Raw genomic sequence first — 17,905 nt, 5'->3', positions numbered from 1 at the left:
GCGCGGGATTTGCTCACGACAGGTTGTCTCTATGCACCGCAGGAATTTGCTCAAAGCCTCCATGGCCATTGCGGCCTACACCGGTTTATCGGCCAGCGGCCTGCTTGCCGCGCAGGCCTGGGCCGGGAACCGTGCCGCCGATGGCAAGGCCGTGGCGTTCGATTTTGAAACGCTCAAGGCACAAGCCAAACAGCTCGCAGGGACCGCGTATAAAGACACCAAACAAGTGCTGCCGCCCACCCTGGCGACCATGACCCCGCAGAATTTCAACGCCATCGGCTACGACGGCAACCATTCGCTGTGGAAGGAATTGAACGGCCAGCTCGACGTGCAGTTCTTCCACGTCGGCATGGGCTTCAAGACGCCGGTGCGCATGCACAGCGTCGACCCCAAGACCCGTGAAGCCCGTGAAGTGCATTTCCGCCCTTCGCTGTTCAATTATGAAAAAACCACCGTCGACACCAAACAGCTGACCGGCGACCTGGGTTTCTCCGGCTTCAAGTTGTTCAAGGCGCCGGAACTGGATCGCCATGACGTGCTGTCGTTTCTCGGCGCCAGCTACTTCCGCGCGGTGGATTCCACCGGCCAGTACGGCCTCTCCGCCCGTGGCCTGGCGATTGATACCTACGCGAAGAAACGCGAGGAGTTCCCCGACTTCACGCAGTTCTGGTTCGAGACCCCGGATAAGAACGCGACCCGCTTTGTGGTCTACGCCCTGCTCGACTCGCCGAGCGCCACCGGCGCCTATCGCTTCGATATCGACTGCCAGGCCAACCAAGTGGTGATGGCCATCGACGCCAACATCAATGCCCGCACCGCCATCGAACAGTTGGGCATCGCCGCCATGACCAGCATGTTCAGTTGCGGCACCCACGAGCGGCGCATGTGCGACACCATCCACCCACAGATCCACGACTCGGACCGCCTGGCGATGTGGCGGGGTAATGGCGAGTGGATTTGCCGCCCGTTGAATAACCCGGCCAAGCTGCAGTTCAATGCGTTCGCCGACACCGACCCGAAAGGTTTCGGCCTGGTGCAGACCGACCATGAGTTCGCCAGCTACCAGGATACCGTCGACTGGTACAGCAAGCGTCCAAGCCTGTGGGTCGAACCGACCACCGCCTGGGGCGAAGGCTCGATCGACCTGCTGGAAATCCCCACCACCGGCGAGACCCTGGACAACATCGTGGCCTTCTGGACCCCGAAAAAGCCGGTGGCGGCCGGCGATTCACTCAACTATGGCTACAAGCTGTACTGGAGCGCCCTGCCCCCGGTCAGCACGCCGCTGGCGCAAGTCGATGCGACCCGTTCCGGCATGGGCGGCTTTACCGAAGGTTGGGCGCCGGGCGAGCACTACCCGCCAGTGTGGGCGCGCCGCTTTGCCGTGGACTTCAAGGGCGGCGGCCTGGACCGTTTGCCGGCCGGCACCGGGATCGAGCCGGTGGTGACCTGCTCCCACGGCGAAGTGAAGGATTTCAGCGTGCTGGTGCTCGACAACATCAAGGGTTACCGCATCCTGTTCGACTGGTACCCGACCAGCGACAGCGTGGAGCCGGTGGAACTGCGGCTGTTTATTCGCACCCAGGACCGCACCCTGAGTGAAACCTGGTTGTATCAGTACTTCCCGCCGGCGCCGGAGCAGCGCAAGTACACCTGATCCAGATCGTTCCCACGCTCGCGTGGGAACGATCCTTCAGCACGGCATCAGAACCGCGACACACTCTTCATCGCCCCAATCAGATAGCGCATCGCCACCTGATCGCTCTCGGTCAGGGCGCGATACTGCGCCAGTAATTCGGCTTCGTCCGAACTCAACCTGCGGCCACGCAAGGACACCCTGCGGGTAAAAAAAGACACCACCGCACCCGCTACACCATAGGACTTGGCCATGGACTGTTTCTCCTGATATCGATCAAAAACTCCTGTGCCCACAAACCGTTTCCCGGGGAGCGCAATGCCTCCGTGAACAAACAGGCTGACTTCCTGGGCCAGAAATCAGTCCTACCCTAAGCGTAGAAACAATCTCGTTACGTGTGGGATTTTTTTAGAGCATTCACTTAAAAAATCACTTCGGTAACAAATACCTACAACTCCATCCCACAGCAGCAGGCAAAAAAAACCCACCGGTTCAAGGTGGGTTTCAAGGGCGCCGACGCAAGATCAATCCCTCAAGTCAGACTCATGAATCGGTTGGTCCCGGTGGGTCGCTCGTTGGTACTGAGCCGGCCAAATAGCCTTGCGCCCGCCCAGATCATCATCGGCATGCAACGGCCAGTAAGGGTCACGCAGCAGTTCACGGGCCAGGAAGATGATGTCGGCCTGGCAGGTACGCAGGATGTGCTCGGCCTGGGCCGGTTCGGTGATCATGCCGACGGTGCCGGTGGCGATGCCCGATTCCTTGCGTACACGCTCGGCAAAGCGCGTCTGGTAACCGGGGCCGGTGGGGATTTCGGCGTTGGCCGCAGTGCCACCGGAGGACACGTCGATCAGGTCCACGCCCAGGTCTTTGAGACGGCGCGCGAGCTCCACGGTTTCATCAGGGTTCCAGCCGTCTTCCACCCAGTCGGTGGCCGACACCCGCACGAACAGCGGCAGCTCCTGGGGCCAGACTTCGCGCACCGCCTCGGTCACTTGCAGCACCAGGCGGATACGGTTCTCGAAGGAGCCGCCGTACCGGTCCTGACGCTGGTTGCTGATGGGCGAGAGGAATTGATGCAGCAGGTAACCATGGGCGGCGTGGATTTCCACCACTTCAAAACCGGCGGTCAGGGCGCGCCTGGCGGCGGCGACAAAATCGGCGATCACTTGCTGGATCTGCGCCTCATCCAATGGCTTGGGTTGGGTGTGCTGCGGGTCGAAGGCAATCGGCGACGGTCCCACCGGCACCCAGCCACCGTCTTGCGGCTTGACGCTGCCGTGCTTGCCGATCCATGGGCGGTGGGTGCTGGCCTTGCGCCCGGCATGGGCCAGCTGGATGCCCGCCACCGCGCCCTGGGCGGCGATAAACCGTGTGATGCGCCGCAGGGGCTCGATCTGTTCGTCGTTCCACAGGCCCAGGTCTTCGGCCGTGATGCGGCCATCGGCGGTTACGGCGGTGGCTTCGGTGAATATCAGCCCGGCGCCGCCGACCGCGCGGCTACCGAGGTGGACCAGGTGCCAGTCGTTGGCCAGGCCATCGACACTTGAGTACTGACACATCGGCGACACGGCGATACGGTTGAGCAGGGTCAATTGGCGCAGGGTATAGGGTTCGAGCAGCTGACTCATGGCGCACCTCTTCTGGGGTCTGTGGGCACTATTCAAACAGTGCTTAGAGCCTAGTCGACAACCGTGGATTGCACAGGGTTCAGACGTAAAGCGGGAGCCGATTGCCGGCTCCCGTACCGCGCAGGCTTACATTTCGACCTGGGTGCCCAATTCGATCACTCGGTTGACCGGGAGCTTGAAGAACCGCAGGTTGCCGTTGGCGTTCTTGAGCATGAATGCAAACAACGCTTCGCGCCAACGAGCCATGCCCTTGATGCGGGAGGCGATGACGGTTTCACGGCTGAGGAAATACGTGGTGCGCATCGGACTGAAATCCAGGCCGTCCAAATGGCACAGCTTCAACGCTTCGGGGACGTCCGGCTCATCGGTAAAGCCGAAATGCAGGATCACGCGAAAGAACCCCTCGCCGTAGGAATCCACCTCGAAGCGCCGTGAGGCCGGGACACGCGGGATGTCTTCGTAGACCACTGTCAGCAACACCACCTGTTCATGCAGCACCTGGTTATGCAACAGGTTGTGCAACAGCGCATGGGGCACGGCGTCCGGGCGCGCGGTAAGGAACACCGCGGTACCCTGCACGCGATGCGGCGGCTGCACGCGGATGCTGCTGATGAAGATCGGCAACGGCAGGCCACCTTCATCGAGGCGGTCCACCAACAATTGCTTGCCGCGCTTCCAGGTGGTCATCAGCACGAACAGCACAATCCCCGCCAATACCGGGAAGGCGCCGCCCTGGATGATCTTCGGCACGTTGGCCGCGAAGTACAGCCCGTCCACCAACAGGCAGCAGACCAGGACCGGCACGGCCAGAATCGGTGGCCATTTCCACAGCAACAGCATGACTGCCGACACCAGGATGGTGGTCATCAGCATCGTCCCCGTCACCGCCACGCCGTAGGCCGACGCCAGTGCGTTGGAGGACTCGAAACCCAGCACCAGCAGGATCACGCCGACCATCAGCGACCAGTTCACGGCACCGATATAGATCTGGCCCTGTTCGGCGCTTGAGGTGTGCTGGATATGCATACGCGGGATATAACCCAACTGGATCGCCTGGCGCGTCAACGAGAACGCACCGGAGATCACCGCCTGGGACGCAATCACCGTGGCCAGGGTGGACAACACCACCAGCGGGATCAGCGCCCAACTCGGCGCCAACAGGTAGAACGGGTTGCGTGCGGCTTCCGGGTCGCCCAGCAGCATGGCGCCCTGGCCGAAATAGTTGAGCACCAGCGCCGGCAACACCAGGATGAACCAGGCGCGGGCGATGGGCTTGCGGCCGAAGTGGCCCATGTCGGCATACAGCGCCTCGGCACCGGTCAACGCCAGCACTACCGCACCGAGGATTGCCACGCCAATGCCAGGGTGGGCCTCGAAGAAACGCACGCCCCACATCGGGTTCAAGGCATTGAGCACTTCAGGGTGCAGGGTAATGCCATACACACCGAGAGCACCCAACACCAGGAACCAGGTCACCATCACCGGCCCGAACAACTTGCCGATGCGGTCGGTACCGTGCTTCTGGATCAGGAACAGCGCCACCAGCACCACCAGGGCGATCGGCACCACCCATTTTTCCAGGCCGTCGAACGCAAGTTCCAGGCCTTCAATGGCCGACAGCACCGAAATCGCCGGGGTAATCATGCTGTCGCCATAGAACAGCGCCGCACCGCACAGGCCGCACACCACGAGGAAACTGCGCAACTTCTTGCGCTCCCCCGCCGCCCTTCGCGCCAACGCGGTCAGGGCCATGATGCCGCCTTCGCCCTGGTTATCGGCGCGCAGCACGAACAGCATGTACTTGATCGACACCACCCAGATCAACGACCAGAAGATCAGCGCCAGGATCCCCAGCACACCGTCATGGTTGACCTGCACCCCATAACCACCGTTGAACACCTCTTTGAGGGTATAGAGCGGGCTGGTACCGATATCGCCGTAAACCACCCCGACCGCTGCCACCAGCATGCCGATCGGCTTTGCGTTGGAATGCTCGGCACCTGCTGCCTGACTACTTGCCTGACCCATCAACCACTCCTGCCCTTTGACCTGAGGTCTCTTATAAACAGCGCGTCTAAGCTGACCCTAGCATGCGCTGTTTTACTTCTCGTAACAGACGTTTTATTGACCCAAGGGTTTTACCCGTGTGCAACGGCGCGAAGCATAGCGCAGCACTCGTCGCATTTCCCTGCATAAAGCTGGTCAAGTGCGTTGCCCGTCGCTAGAATTGCGCACTTTTTGATCAGAGGCGCAGCAAGCGCCCGTCCGCAGCCCTGTCGTGCCCGACTGGCGGCGTCATTCAATACCGAGGTTAGACATGTCCACCACCATCGCAAAAGCCAACCCCAAGGTTGGCTTTGTTTCCCTGGGTTGCCCGAAGGCGCTCGTCGATTCCGAGCGCATCCTCACGCAACTGCGTATGGAAGGCTATGACGTCGTGTCCACTTACCAGGACGCCGACGTGGTGGTGGTCAACACCTGCGGCTTTATCGACTCGGCCAAGGCAGAGTCCCTGGAAGTGATCGGCGAAGCCATCAAGGAAAACGGCAAGGTCATCGTGACCGGCTGCATGGGTGTGGAAGAAGGCAATATCCGCAACGTGCACCCCAGCGTACTGGCCGTGACCGGCCCGCAGCAGTACGAGCAGGTGGTCAATGCCGTGCACGACGTGGTGCCGCCGCGCCAGGATCACAACCCGCTGATCGACCTGGTACCGCCTCAAGGCATCAAGCTGACCCCGCGTCACTATGCGTACCTGAAGATTTCCGAAGGCTGCAACCACAGCTGCAGCTTCTGCATCATCCCGTCGATGCGCGGCAAGCTGGTCAGCCGCCCGGTGGGTGACGTACTTGACGAGGCCCAGCGCCTGGTCAAATCCGGCGTCAAGGAGCTGCTGGTGATCTCCCAGGACACCAGCGCCTACGGCGTCGATGTGAAATACCGCACTGGCTTCTGGAACGGCGCGCCGGTGAAAACCCGCATGACCGAACTCTGCGAAGCCCTCAGCAGCCTGGGCGTGTGGGTGCGCCTGCACTACGTCTACCCGTACCCGCACGTGGACGAGCTGATCCCGTTGATGGCCGCCGGCAAGATCCTGCCGTACCTGGACATCCCGTTCCAGCACGCCAGCCCGAAAGTGCTCAAGGCCATGAAACGCCCGGCCTTCGAAGACAAGACCCTGGCGCGCATCAAGAACTGGCGCGAGATCTGCCCCGAGCTGATCATCCGTTCGACCTTCATCGTCGGCTTCCCCGGCGAAACCGAAGAAGACTTCCAGTACCTGCTGGACTGGCTGACCGAAGCGCAACTGGACCGTGTGGGTTGCTTCCAGTACTCGCCCGTGGAAGGTGCCCCGGCCAACCTGCTGGACCTGGCCGTGGTCCCGGACGACGTCAAGCAGGACCGTTGGGAGCGCTTCATGGCGCACCAACAGGCAATCAGCTCGGCGCGCCTGCAACTGCGTATCGGCAAGGAAATCGAAGTGCTGATCGACGAAGTCGACGAGCAAGGCGCAGTCGGCCGTTGCTTCTTCGATGCACCGGAAATCGACGGTAACGTGTTTATCGACGATGCCAGCGGCTTGAAGCCGGGTGACAAGGTCTGGTGCACGGTGACCGACGCTGATGAGTACGATCTGTGGGCTGAAAAGCGCGACTGATCAAAAAAACTTGAAAAGCCCTGCTTCTGGACAAGATGCGGGGCTTTTTTAGGTCTATCGTTTTGCCCATCAGCGCCAATCATCGCAAGGGGCAGCGGGCATGCGTCAGCATTCGGTTATCCACACACCTAAAACCAGCGACTACGCGGAGCTGGCGCGCATATGGGAGGCTTCGGTGCGGGCCACCCATGATTTTTTGCCGGACAGTTACATCGTATTGCTGAAAAACCTGCTGCTGACCCGCTACCTGGATTCGGTGATGCTGATCTGCACCCGTGACTCGCGCCAACGCATCACCGGGTTTGCCGGGGTGGCGTGCGGTAAGGTGGAGATGCTGTTTATCGACCCGCAATACCGCGGGCAGGGCCTCGGCCGGCAGTTGCTGCGTTATGCAATCGAGCACATGAACGCCGAAGAACTCGACGTTAACGAGCAGAATCCCCAAGCCTTGGGGTTCTATTTCAAGCAGGGTTTCGAAGTGATCGGACGCACCGAGCATGACGGCCTGGGCCAGCCTTATCCGTTGCTGCACCTGCGCTTGCGCCAGCAACAACAAAACGCCCGTCAGGGCTAAATGAAATGGGGCCGGGATTAACCGCGGCCACACAGGTACAATAGCCGCCCCCTTTTGTTACGGCCCTTGTCATGACTGACCCCATACGCCTCTCCAAACGCCTTATCGAACTGGTCGGTTGCTCCCGTCGGGAGGCTGAGCTGTTTATCGAAGGCGGCTGGGTCTCGGTGGACGGTGAAGTGATCGACGAACCGCAATTCAAGATCACCACCCAGAAGGTCGAACTGGACCCAGAGGCCAAGGCCACCGCGCCAGAGCCGGTGACCATCCTGTTCCACGCCCCGGCCGGGGTCGATGCCGAGACGGCAATGGCCTCGATCAGCGCCGAAACCCTCTCGGAGGAACACCGCTTCAGCAAGCGTCCGCTCAAGGGCCACTTCCTGCGCCTGACCGCCAGCGCCGACCTGCAAGCCAAGGCCAGCGGCCTGCTGGTGTTTACCCAGGACTGGAAGATTCTGCGCAAGTTGACCGCCGATGCCGCCAAGATCGAGCAGGAATACGTGGTGGAGGTTGAAGGCGACATGGTTGCCCACGGCCTCAACCGCCTGAACCACGGCCTGACCTACAAAGGCAAAGAGCTGCCAGCCGTAAAAGCCAGCTGGCAGAACGAAAATCGCCTGCGATTTGCGATGAAAAACCCGCAACCAGGCGTGATCGCCCTGTTCTGCGAAGCCGTTGGCCTGAAAGTCGTCGCGATCCGCCGCATTCGCATCGGCGGCGTGTCCATCGGCAAAGTGCCGGTTGGCCAATGGCGTTATCTGTCCGGCAAAGAAAAGTTCTAAACAGCCTCCCCCTTTCCAGGCACCGCCCCATCCGGCGGCGCCCACCGTTGAAAACCAGGATTGCCCACCATGATTCACAACGACGTACTGCGCAGCGTGCGCTACATGCTCGACATCAGCGACAACAAGATGGTCGAGCTTATCAAGCTCGGCGGCATGGACGTGACCAAGGAAGACCTGCTGACTTACCTCAAGAAAGACGAGGAAGAGGGTTTTGTGTTCTGCCCGGATGAGGTCATGGCCCACTTCCTCGATGGCCTGGTGATTTTCAAGCGCGGCAAGGACGAAAGCCGTCCGCCGCAGCCGATCGAAACCCCGGTGACCAACAACATTATCCTCAAGAAACTGCGTGTGGCCTTCGAACTGAAAGAGGACGACATGCACGCCATCCTCAAGGCTGCCGAATTCCCGGTGTCCAAGCCTGAGCTGAGCGCACTGTTTCGCAAGTTCGGCCACACCAACTACCGCACCTGTGGCGACCAGCTGCTGCGTAACTTCCTCAAGGGCCTGACGCTGCGGGTTCGCACGTAAGCCATGGGTTACCAGGTCTCGCCGGTCGGTTTCGTACGCTCCTGCTTCAAGGAGAAGTTCGCCATTCCGCGCCAACCGCAACTGGCGCCTGCCGCGCGGGGCGTGCTGGAGTTGGTGGCGCCATTCGACCAGGGCGAGGCGGTACAGGGCCTGGAGCAGGTCAGCCACGTGTGGCTGTTGTTTCTGTTTCACCAGGCCCTGGAAGACAAGCCCCGCCTGAAAGTGCGCCCGCCCCGCCTGGGCGGCAACACGTCCATGGGCGTGTTTGCGACCCGCGCGACTCATCGGCCCAACGGGATTGGCCAATCAGTGGTCAAGCTGGACAGGGTGGAGCCGGGCCGGCTATGGATTTCCGGAATCGATTTGCTCGATGGCACCCCGGTATTGGATATCAAGCCGTATGTGCCCTACGCCGACATCATCGACACAGCCACCAACAGCATCGCCAGTGGTGCGCCGCAGCTGATTCCCGTGCAGTGGCTGAAGAGCGCACTGCAGCAGGCACAAGGCCACGCCCAGCGCCTTGGGGAGCCGTTGGTGGAGTTGATCGATCAGTGTCTGGCACAGGATCCACGCCCGGCCTACCAGACGCCGGGGCCTGAACGCGAATACGGGGCGCAGTTCTGGGATGTGGATGTGCGCTGGCACTATCCAGAGGCCGGGATGATTTGTGTGTTGGAAGTGGTGCCAGCGGGATAAACCGGAAACCCAATGTGGGAGGGGGCTTGCTCCCTCCCACATTTTTTACCGCAGTTATTTCTCGACGAACGCGCGCTCGATCAAGTAATCACCCGGCTCACGCATCCGCGGCGAAACCTTCAGGCCGAAGCTGTTCAGCACTTCGCTGGTCTCGTCCAACATACTTGGGCTGCCGCACAACATGGCGCGGTCGTCCTCTGGGTTGATCGGTGGCAGGCCGATGTCGCTGAACAGCTTGCCGCTGCGCATCAGGTCGGTCAGGCGGCCTTCGTTTTCGAATGGCTCGCGGGTCACGGTCGGGTAGTAGATCAACTTCTCACGCAGGGCCTCGCCGAAGAATTCGTTCTGCGGCAGGTGCTCGGTGATGAATTCGCGGTAAGCGACTTCGTTGACGTAGCGCACGCCGTGGCACAGGATCACTTTTTCAAAGCGCTCGTAGGTTTCCGGGTCCTGGATCACGCTCATGAACGGAGCAAGGCCGGTACCGGTGCTGAGCAGGTAGAGGTGTTTGCCCGGCTTCAAATCGTCAAGCACCAGGGTGCCTGTCGGTTTTTTGCTGATGATGATCTCGTCGCCTTCCTTCAAGTGCTGCAATTGTGAAGTCAGCGGGCCATCCGGCACCTTGATGCTGAAGAACTCCAGATGCTCTTCCCAGTTAGGGCTGGCAATGGAATAAGCGCGCATGAGCGGGCGGCCGTTGGGCTGTTGCAGGCCGATCATCACGAACTGACCGTTCTCGAAGCGCAGGCCCGGATCGCGGGTGCACTTGAAGCTGAACAGAGTGTCGTTCCAGTGATGAACACTGAGGACACGCTCGTGGTTCATGTTGCTCATGTACGGGGGACTCCTGGAAATGGGTCTGCGCCAAAGATGAAGTGCGCAATTGCACAGCATTCTAATGGCGGCGACAATATCTGTTAACTGGATTATTAAGATAAGGGTTATCGGTTATATCGATATGCGATTTACTCTCCGTCAACTGCAAGTCTTCGTCGCCGTCGCCCAGCAGGAAAGCGTCTCCCGCGCTGCTGGCCTTCTGGCCTTATCTCAATCCGCCGCCAGCACCTCGATTACCGAGCTGGAGCGTCAATCCAGCTGCCAATTATTCGACCGCGCCGGTAAACGCCTGAGTCTCAACGCCCTGGGCCATCAGCTGTTGCCCCAAGCGGTGGCACTGTTGGATCAGGCCAAGGAGATCGAAGACCTGCTCAACGGTAAGTCCGGCTTCGGCTCCCTGGCGGTCGGCGCTACCCTGACCATTGGCAATTACCTGGCCACCCTGCTGATCGGCAGCTTCATGCAGCAGCACCCGGAAAGCCAGGTGAAGCTGCATGTGCAGAACACTGCCAATATCGTGCACCAGGTTGCGCACTACGAAATTGACCTGGGTCTAATCGAAGGCGACTGCAGCCACCCCGATATCGAGGTGCAAACCTGGGTGGAAGATGAGCTGGTGGTGTTTTGCGCGCCTCAGCACCACTTGGCCAAACACGGCGTGGCCACCCTGGAAGAATTGACCCATGAGGCCTGGATCCTGCGGGAGCAAGGCTCCGGCACGCGCCTGACCTTTGACCAGGCCATGCGCCATCACCGCAGCGCGCTGAATATCCGCCTGGAGCTGGAGCACACCGAGGCGATCAAACGGGCGGTGGAATCGGGTTTGGGGATTGGGTGTATTTCCCGGCTGGCGCTGCGCGATGCATTTCGCCGTGGCAGCCTGGTGCCGGTAGAAACCCCGGACCTGGACCTGGCCCGGCAGTTCTACTTCATCTGGCATAAACAGAAATACCAGACCTCGGCCATGCGCGAGTTCCTGGAGCTGTGCCGCACCTTCACCGCCGGGGTTCAGCGCAGCGACGAGATCGTGCTGCCGAGCATTGCCTGATCGTCAGATCAGGATCACGGCCCACACCAGGGTGATCATGGTCAGCGCCACGAATTGCGCGGCGCTGCCCATGTCCTTGGCGTTTTTCGACAAAGGATGGCGGTCGAGGGAAATACGGTCGATCGCCGCTTCTACCGCCGAATTGAGCAATTCAACGATCAAGGCCAACAGGCACACCGCAATCAGCAGCGCCCGCTCAACACGGCTGACGTGCAGGAAAAAACTCAGCGGGATCAGGATGACGTTCAACAACACCAGTTGACGGAACGCCGCCTCACCGGTGAAAGCCGCGCGCAGGCCATCCAGGGAATAGCCCCCTGCATTGAAGATACGTTTGAGACCGGTTTGACCCTTGAAAGGCGACATAGACGTAGGTAACTGAACCAAAGAAGTGGGGAAACTAGATCACGCAAAGTCAAAAAAGCGTGAATCGGTAACAACTTAATGCTGAGCAATTGACTCAAGTTGTTGCAAGAGCAGCGCCGCCTGGGTCCGCGTGCGCACCCCCAATTTGCGAAAGATTGCCGTGACATGCGCCTTGATGGTCGCTTCCGACACACTCAGCTCATAGGCGATCTGCTTGTTCAGCAAACCTTCGCAGACCATGGTCAGCACCCGAAACTGCTGGGGCGTCAGGCTGGCCAAGCCATCACGGGCGGCCTTGGCTTCGTCGGACACGTTGATGTGTTCAAATGCCTGCGGCGGCCAGGACACATCACCGTCCAACACTGCACGCACGGCCTTCTGAATATCGTCCATCGCGCTGGACTTTGGAATGAAGCCACTGGCGCCAAACTCCTTGGAACGCACCACCACGTCGGCGTCTTCCTGGGCAGAGACCATCACCACGGGGATCTGCGGGTATTGCCCACGCAGGAGCACCAGCCCCGAGAAACCGTAGGCGCCGGGCATGTTCAGGTCGAGCAGCACCAGGTCCCAATCGGATTTTTCGGTAAGGCGGGTTTCCAGCTCGGCAATGCTGGCCACTTCAACCAGGCGCACGTCGGGGCCAAGGCCCAGGGTCACGGCCTGATGCAGCGCACTGCGAAACAGCGGGTGGTCATCGGCTATCAGGATTTCGTATGTGGCCATTGATTAAATGATCCTGTTTTTTATGGTAGCCCCGATGGGTTCGGGGTTCACCAATACACAAGGCGACGGCCAGGCAGCTATCGCCACAGGGTACGTTCAACGTCAAAAGCACTTGGAACGACGTCGAAAACTCACGGTTGCACCCCAATCGGCGCTCAGCATGCCCAGCGCAGCCTGGGGGGTCAAGCACTACGCCCCTAGGCATTTTAGCGGGGTGCAGGTTTACGGTGCCATCATGCAAACATCGTCTGGCTATAGCACGGGTATATAGGGTGCAAGACGAGTATGGACGCTGTCGGTCGGGTCCAGTGGCAGCTGGAACTTGGCGGCCAGGTAATGGGTGCTGAATACGTCGAGGTAGGCGTCCAGCACTTCGCTTGCAGCGGCGTCATCGGCCAGCTCCAGGCACAGGGCGGCGACTTCGGCGGTGCAGAAATGGTCATCACGCTTGGAGCGGCGCAGTTTGTAGCGCGAAAGCTGCTCAGGCGCCAGGCTCAATACCGGCAGATGCTCCAGATAGGGACTCTTGCGGAACATCTTGCGCGCTTCGCTCCAGGTGCCATCCAGCAGGATGAACAGCGGGCGCTTGCCTTCTGCCACCGCCACGGTACTGACAACACGCTCGGGCGCCACGAATTCGCCGGGGAACACGATATAGGGCTGCCACTGCGGGTCAGCGAGCAGGGTGAGCAAATCCGGGTCGACTTCGGTGCGCGACCAGGCGAATGCCGTGGTGTCCTCGACCACGTCGGCGATCAGCCAACCGGTGTTGCTGGGTTTCATGGGTTCGACATCGTGCATCAGCAGGCACATGGCGGACCTGGCCTCGACCTGGGGGCGCCAGGCGCACAGGCAATACTCGGGGATGACCCGGCAGCCGGGGCAGCGTTCGGCACGGGAGCCTCGATTGACGAAGGGCTTGATCGCGCGTGCCAGTCGCTGGGTACGCAGGCGGGAGACGGCGTGGCTCATCGGATGCGCCGTACAGAGGGGTAGATCGACACGGAGAAAACTCGTGGAAGGCTGAAGTGACCGCAGTTTACCAGCGATACGCCTGGCTGTAGTGGCAAGGGGTCACCTATAATTGCGCGCCACTGAACGCACAGCGCAGTGGCTGGTCTATGCACCAGTAACCGAATCAGGAGAGTTTCATGCTGCGTTCCATGCTGCGTCTTGCCGCCCCATCCATCGCACTTGCGCTGGTACTGCCCGTGGGCGCCCAGGCGGCCTCGCTGCTGGAGGCCCAAATGAACCGGAAGCTGCAAAGCGTCGCGACTGAAAGCAACAAGGACCTGCCCCGGGAAATCGACGAAAAAACCCTGGAAGTGGCCTACACCGTTGAGGGCATGCAACTGATCGATCACCTCAGCGTATTGCCTGATCGCGCCGAACAGATGCGCGCCAACCCCAAGGCGGTTTACTTCCAGCTGGGGCAAAGCGTATGCCTGAACAAAGGTTATCGCGAGCTGATGGCCAAGGGCGCAGTGATGCGCTATGAAATCACCGAGAACAAGACCAATCGTCCTGTGGCATCGGTGAAATTCGTGGAAGCGGATTGCCCGGCCCCGGCTGCCGCCAAGAAGAAAAAGTAATCCTCGCTTGCCCTTCGCGCGCTGCTGCCCAGTAGCGCGCACGCTTCCCAGCAGTCAGCTGAACTCCCTGTCGAGTGACCAATAAGCGGTTGCCAGCCAAGGGTTTTTCGGCCCATGATCAAGTCATCCCGACCGCCCGTTCATCACGGCTTCCACGCCGTTCTGTAACATTTCCAGGGCAAAAGAGGGTTGCCCTCCTGCGACGTGCAGTGCAAAGGTTTTTAAATCACAAGGAATATACAGAGCCCGTTTGCTGCCTGGCGAACACGTGCAATGCCTTGGTATGCAGCGACACATGCAGTGTCGTGGCCCCCGGACGAATCTCTCGCCGTTGGCCCAGCCTCTGTGAAGAAGGAGAAGTTGAATGCCTTACGAACCGAATGACCGCCTGCTCCGGCATTTTGAAGAAAACGGGGCTGACCTTACGCAGCAAGTTGAAGCTCAGCTCCAGCAGATCGCCCCCAACAGCCCGAATATCCCCCTGTATCGCGACATGATCCTGACCGTGCTGCGCATGGCCCAGGACGACCGCAACCGCTGGAACGCCAAGATCACCTTGCAAGCCATTCGCGAACTGGACCACGCCTTCCGCGTACTCGAACAGTTCAAGGGGCGCCGCAAGGTCACGGTGTTCGGCTCGGCACGCACCCCGGTGGAAAGCCCACTGTACGCCTTGGCCCGCGAGGTGGGTGCCGCACTGGCCCGTTCGGACCTGATGGTAATCACCGGTGGTGGCGGCGGCATTATGGCGGCGGCCCATGAAGGGGCAGGCCTGGAACACAGCCTGGGGTTCAATATCACCCTGCCGTTTGAACAGCATGCCAACCCGACTATCGATGGCACCGAGAACCTGCTGTCCTTCCACTTCTTCTTTACCCGCAAGCTGTTCTTCGTCAAGGAAGCCGATGCGCTGGTGTTGTGCCCGGGTGGTTTCGGCACCCTGGATGAAGCGCTGGAAGTATTGACCCTGATCCAGACCGGCAAAAGCCCGCTGGTGCCGGTGGTGTTGCTGGATGCGCCGGGTGGCGGTTTCTGGCAAGGCGCCCTGGACTTTATCCGTAGCCAACTGGAAGCCAATCGCTACATCCTGCCCACTGACCTCAAGCTGGTACGCCTGGTGTACAGCGCTGAAGAGGCAGTGGAAGAGATCAATCAGTTCTATGCCAACTTCCATTCCACGCGCTGGTTGAAGCGTGAGTTTGTGGTGCGCATGAATCACCCGCTCAGCGATCGAGCGCTGGCTCATTTGCAGAGTGAATTTGCCAGCCTGCGGTTGAGTGGAGAATTCCAGCAGCTTGCCTATACGGGCGAGGAGCATGATGAGCCGAAGTTCAGCCATTTGACGCGACTGGTGTTTAACTTCAATGGCCGCGACCAGGGCCGGTTGCGGGAACTGGTGGATTACATCAACTTGCCGGAGAACTGGGCGCAGGCTCAGGGGAAGACGCAACAGCGGGTAGCGCCGCAGCCGGCGTGAAATCCAGAAACGCAGGATCCAGAAACGCAAAAAGGCCCGCTATTTTCATAGCGGGCCTTTTTTGGGTGCTTCAGGTTTGGTGTTTCAGGTTTAGATCGAAGGTGAGGCCATTGGGGCTGCTTCGCAGCCCAGCGCGGGGCAAGCCCGCTCACCACAAACAAGCCCATTCACCGCACAACAAGGCCGTTCACCACACAACAAGGTTGTTCAGTCGTCCATATCTCGACCGCTGAGTAAGCGGCTGATCATCTCCATAGAAAAACCGCGATAACTCAGGAAGCGCCCTTGCTTTGCGCGCTCCCTGGCATCAATGGGGAGATGGCCCGAGAATTTGCGGCGCCAGGTGTCTTCCAATTGCGCCTGCCAACTGATACCGCACTCACGCAAGGCAAGGTCGATATCGGCTCGCTGTAAACCGCGCTGGCTCAGCTCTTCGCGAATACGGGCCGGGCCATAGCCGGAACGGGCTCGGTAGGAGACAAAACTTTCGAGATAACGGGATTCCGAAAGCAGCCCCTCTTCCGTCAAACGGTCAAGGGCGGTTTCGATCATCTCAGGTTCCGCGCCGCGCTGACGCAGCTTACGCGTCAGCTCGACTCGACCATGCTCGCGGCGAGCGAGCAGGTCCATTGCGGTACGCCGAACGGCGACGAGTGTATCCAGTACAACGGTCATCGTTTACTTCAGATGTCAGTGTCGGCTTCTTCTACTTCTTCAACCGGCTCGCGGTTGGCGGCAGCTTTCACGTCTGGTGTTGGGGTCAGCAGTTTGTCGCGGATCTGCTTCTCAAGCGTGGCAGCGATATCCGGGTTGTCCGCCAGGAACTTGGCCGAGTTGGCCTTGCCCTGACCGATCTTGCTGCCATTGTAGGCATACCAGGCACCGGACTTTTCGACGAAACCGTGCAGCACGCCCAGGTCGATCATCTCGCCATTCAAGTAGATACCCTTGCCGTAGAGAATCTGGAATTCAGCCTGGCGGAAAGGCGGAGCCACTTTGTTTTTCACGACCTTGACGCGGGTTTCGCTACCGACCACCTCGTCACCTTCTTTCACCGCGCCGGTACGGCGGATGTCCAGGCGGACCGACGCGTAGAACTTCAGCGCGTTACCACCGGTGGTGGTTTCCGGGCTGCCGAACATCACGCCGATCTTCATGCGGATCTGGTTGATGAAGATCACCAGGCAGTTGGCGTTCTTGATGTTACCGGTGATTTTACGCAGCGCCTGGGACATCAGGCGGGCTTGCAGGCCCACGTGCATGTCGCCCATTTCGCCTTCGATTTCAGCCTTGGGTACCAGGGCTGCGACGGAGTCGACCACGATCACGTCGATGGCGTTGGAGCGCACCAGCATGTCGGTGATTTCCAGGGCTTGCTCACCGGTGTCCGGCTGGGACACCAGCAGGTCGTCAACGTTGACACCCAGCTTGCCGGCGTATTCAGGATCCAGGGCGTGCTCGGCGTCAACGAACGCGCACGTGGCGCCCATTTTTTGCGCCTGGGCAATCACCGACAGGGTCAGGGTGGTTTTACCGGAAGATTCAGGACCGTAGATTTCAACGATACGGCCTTTTGGCAGGCCGCCAATGCCGAGCGCGATGTCCAGACCCAGAGAGCCAGTGGAAATAGCCGGGATCGCCTGACGGTCGTGATCGCCCATACGCATTACGGCACCCTTGCCGAATTGACGTTCGATCTGACCCAGGGCCGCAGCCAAGGCTTTCTTCTTGTTGTCGTCCATTAAAGTCCTCACGTAATCAATAAGGCCTGACGGCCAACACCTGTATAAGTAGACAGTATTGTTCCACAAAGATCGGAGATCGCCTACCCCTGATTTTCTATTTCTGCTGCAGCTCGTCGCAACAAGCCCTCCAGCGCGGCCTTCACCGTTTGTCGGCGGACCTCGTCGCGGTTGCCGGGGAAGTGCTGAAGCTCGGCCGTGACCTCCTCGCCAACGCCAAAGGCCAGCCACACGGTGCCCACCGGCTTGTCCACCGAACCACCATCGGGCCCCGCCACACCGCTGACCGCCACGGCAAAGCGCGCCAGGCTTTTCTCCTGGGCGCCGCGCACCATGGCCTCCACCACTTCCCGGCTGACCGCCCCAACCTTTGGAAACAAGGTTTCCGGCACATTCAGCTGCCGGGTCTTCTGCCGATTGGAATAGGTGACATACCCCGCCTCGAACCAGGCCGAACTCCCCGGGATCCGCGTAATGGCCTCGGCGATACCGCCACCGGTACAGGATTCGGCCGTGGTGACGTGGGCATTGAGCACCTGCAGGCGGCGGCCCAGGTCAGCGGCAAGTTGAGTGATTTCCTTCACGACGGTCTCCAGAAGTGGGCGG

Annotated in this window: 19 protein-coding genes; 9 read left to right on the top strand and 10 right to left on the bottom strand. The window is 60.2% G+C overall.

Going from position 1 to position 17,905, the window contains the following annotated elements; translation table 11 throughout:
- The first annotated feature begins 31 nt into the window (after positions 1 to 31).
- On the top strand, positions 32 to 1,657 hold the full coding sequence (locus BM416_RS09125; RefSeq protein ID WP_065926500.1) for a glucan biosynthesis protein D: 1,626 nt from the start codon (positions 32 to 34) through the stop codon (positions 1,655 to 1,657).
- A 47-nt stretch (positions 1,658 to 1,704) separates the two neighbouring features.
- Here the strand turns inward: BM416_RS09125 and BM416_RS09120 are convergent, their stop codons facing one another.
- The 3 genes from BM416_RS09120 to BM416_RS09110 all read right to left on the bottom strand — a co-directional run bounded on the left by BM416_RS09120 (position 1,705) and on the right by BM416_RS09110 (position 5,295).
- Entirely contained in the window at positions 1,705 to 1,890 is a 186-nt protein-coding gene (locus BM416_RS09120; protein WP_065926501.1) for a hypothetical protein, read from the bottom strand.
- A 270-nt stretch (positions 1,891 to 2,160) separates the two neighbouring features.
- Entirely contained in the window at positions 2,161 to 3,267 is a 1,107-nt protein-coding gene (locus tag BM416_RS09115; protein WP_092487520.1) for an NADH:flavin oxidoreductase/NADH oxidase, read from the bottom strand.
- Between the two features lie 126 nt (positions 3,268 to 3,393).
- Positions 3,394 to 5,295, bottom strand: a complete 1,902-nt coding sequence (locus BM416_RS09110; RefSeq protein ID WP_092487517.1) for a potassium transporter Kup — start codon at positions 5,293 to 5,295, stop codon at positions 3,394 to 3,396.
- A 289-nt stretch (positions 5,296 to 5,584) separates the two neighbouring features.
- Here BM416_RS09110 and rimO point away from each other — a divergent pair, with 289 nt between their 5' ends.
- From rimO to tsaA, 5 genes are all read left to right on the top strand, one after another.
- Complete coding sequence (gene rimO, locus BM416_RS09105) at positions 5,585 to 6,925, top strand: 30S ribosomal protein S12 methylthiotransferase RimO (RefSeq protein WP_005785474.1); 1,341 nt, start codon at positions 5,585 to 5,587, stop codon at positions 6,923 to 6,925.
- Between the two features lie 100 nt (positions 6,926 to 7,025).
- Entirely contained in the window at positions 7,026 to 7,499 is a 474-nt protein-coding gene (locus BM416_RS09100) for a GNAT family N-acetyltransferase (protein ID WP_092487514.1), read from the top strand.
- A gap of 71 nt (positions 7,500 to 7,570) precedes the next feature.
- Positions 7,571 to 8,281, top strand: a complete 711-nt coding sequence (locus BM416_RS09095; RefSeq protein WP_092356391.1) for an rRNA pseudouridine synthase — start codon at positions 7,571 to 7,573, stop codon at positions 8,279 to 8,281.
- 69 nt (positions 8,282 to 8,350) lie between these two features.
- Positions 8,351 to 8,812, top strand: a complete 462-nt coding sequence (locus BM416_RS09090) for a YehS family protein (RefSeq protein ID WP_027604540.1) — start codon at positions 8,351 to 8,353, stop codon at positions 8,810 to 8,812.
- 3 nt (positions 8,813 to 8,815) lie between these two features.
- On the top strand, positions 8,816 to 9,511 hold the full coding sequence (gene tsaA / locus BM416_RS09085) for a tRNA (N6-threonylcarbamoyladenosine(37)-N6)-methyltransferase TrmO (RefSeq protein ID WP_092487511.1): 696 nt from the start codon (positions 8,816 to 8,818) through the stop codon (positions 9,509 to 9,511).
- A gap of 54 nt (positions 9,512 to 9,565) precedes the next feature.
- On the opposite strand, the gene fpr is transcribed toward tsaA, so the two are convergent.
- The gene (fpr, locus tag BM416_RS09080; RefSeq protein ID WP_003172178.1) at positions 9,566 to 10,345 is read right to left on the bottom strand and encodes a ferredoxin-NADP reductase; all 780 of its coding nucleotides are present in this window, start codon (positions 10,343 to 10,345) and stop codon (positions 9,566 to 9,568) included.
- A gap of 124 nt (positions 10,346 to 10,469) precedes the next feature.
- Here fpr and BM416_RS09075 point away from each other — a divergent pair, with 124 nt between their 5' ends.
- Positions 10,470 to 11,396, top strand: a complete 927-nt coding sequence (locus tag BM416_RS09075) for a LysR family transcriptional regulator (RefSeq protein WP_175539047.1) — start codon at positions 10,470 to 10,472, stop codon at positions 11,394 to 11,396.
- 3 nt (positions 11,397 to 11,399) lie between these two features.
- Here the strand turns inward: BM416_RS09075 and BM416_RS09070 are convergent, their stop codons facing one another.
- From BM416_RS09070 to BM416_RS09060, 3 genes are all read right to left on the bottom strand, one after another.
- The gene (locus BM416_RS09070) at positions 11,400 to 11,762 is read right to left on the bottom strand and encodes a diacylglycerol kinase (RefSeq protein WP_065938722.1); all 363 of its coding nucleotides are present in this window, start codon (positions 11,760 to 11,762) and stop codon (positions 11,400 to 11,402) included.
- A 75-nt stretch (positions 11,763 to 11,837) separates the two neighbouring features.
- A complete protein-coding gene (erdR, locus tag BM416_RS09065) occupies positions 11,838 to 12,488 on the bottom strand; it encodes a response regulator transcription factor ErdR (protein WP_092487505.1) in 651 nt (216 codons plus the stop codon).
- 252 nt (positions 12,489 to 12,740) lie between these two features.
- A complete protein-coding gene (locus BM416_RS09060) occupies positions 12,741 to 13,460 on the bottom strand; it encodes a tRNA-uridine aminocarboxypropyltransferase (RefSeq protein WP_092487503.1) in 720 nt (239 codons plus the stop codon).
- 179 nt (positions 13,461 to 13,639) lie between these two features.
- On the opposite strand from BM416_RS09060, the gene BM416_RS09055 reads away from it, so the two are divergent.
- Both BM416_RS09055 and BM416_RS09050 read left to right on the top strand, forming a co-directional pair.
- Positions 13,640 to 14,080, top strand: a complete 441-nt coding sequence (locus tag BM416_RS09055) for a PA3611 family quorum-sensing-regulated virulence factor (protein ID WP_027604548.1) — start codon at positions 13,640 to 13,642, stop codon at positions 14,078 to 14,080.
- A gap of 364 nt (positions 14,081 to 14,444) precedes the next feature.
- Positions 14,445 to 15,557, top strand: a complete 1,113-nt coding sequence (locus BM416_RS09050; RefSeq protein ID WP_065926513.1) for an LOG family protein — start codon at positions 14,445 to 14,447, stop codon at positions 15,555 to 15,557.
- A gap of 207 nt (positions 15,558 to 15,764) precedes the next feature.
- Here BM416_RS09050 and recX read toward each other — a convergent pair whose 3' ends face one another.
- The 3 genes from recX to BM416_RS09035 form a co-directional block, all read right to left on the bottom strand.
- A complete protein-coding gene (gene recX, locus BM416_RS09045; RefSeq protein WP_012722522.1) occupies positions 15,765 to 16,232 on the bottom strand; it encodes a recombination regulator RecX in 468 nt (155 codons plus the stop codon).
- Positions 16,233 to 16,240: 8 nt separating this feature from the next.
- Positions 16,241 to 17,299: a recombinase RecA gene (gene recA, locus BM416_RS09040; protein WP_065926514.1), complete on the bottom strand. Its 1,059-nt coding sequence runs from the start codon at positions 17,297 to 17,299 to the stop codon at positions 16,241 to 16,243.
- A gap of 83 nt (positions 17,300 to 17,382) precedes the next feature.
- Positions 17,383 to 17,883 carry a CinA family protein gene (locus BM416_RS09035; protein ID WP_092487501.1) on the bottom strand — a complete coding sequence of 167 codons (501 nt, stop codon included), beginning with the start codon at positions 17,881 to 17,883 and terminating at the stop codon, positions 17,383 to 17,385.
- Positions 17,884 to 17,905 lie beyond the last annotated feature (22 nt).

The organism is Pseudomonas sp. NFACC42-2 (assembly GCF_900116055.1).
Lineage (GTDB): Bacteria > Pseudomonadota > Gammaproteobacteria > Pseudomonadales > Pseudomonadaceae > Aquipseudomonas > Aquipseudomonas marginalis.
Note: the sequence above shows the minus strand (reverse complement) of the source record. Positions and strands in the feature narration are given on the sequence as shown.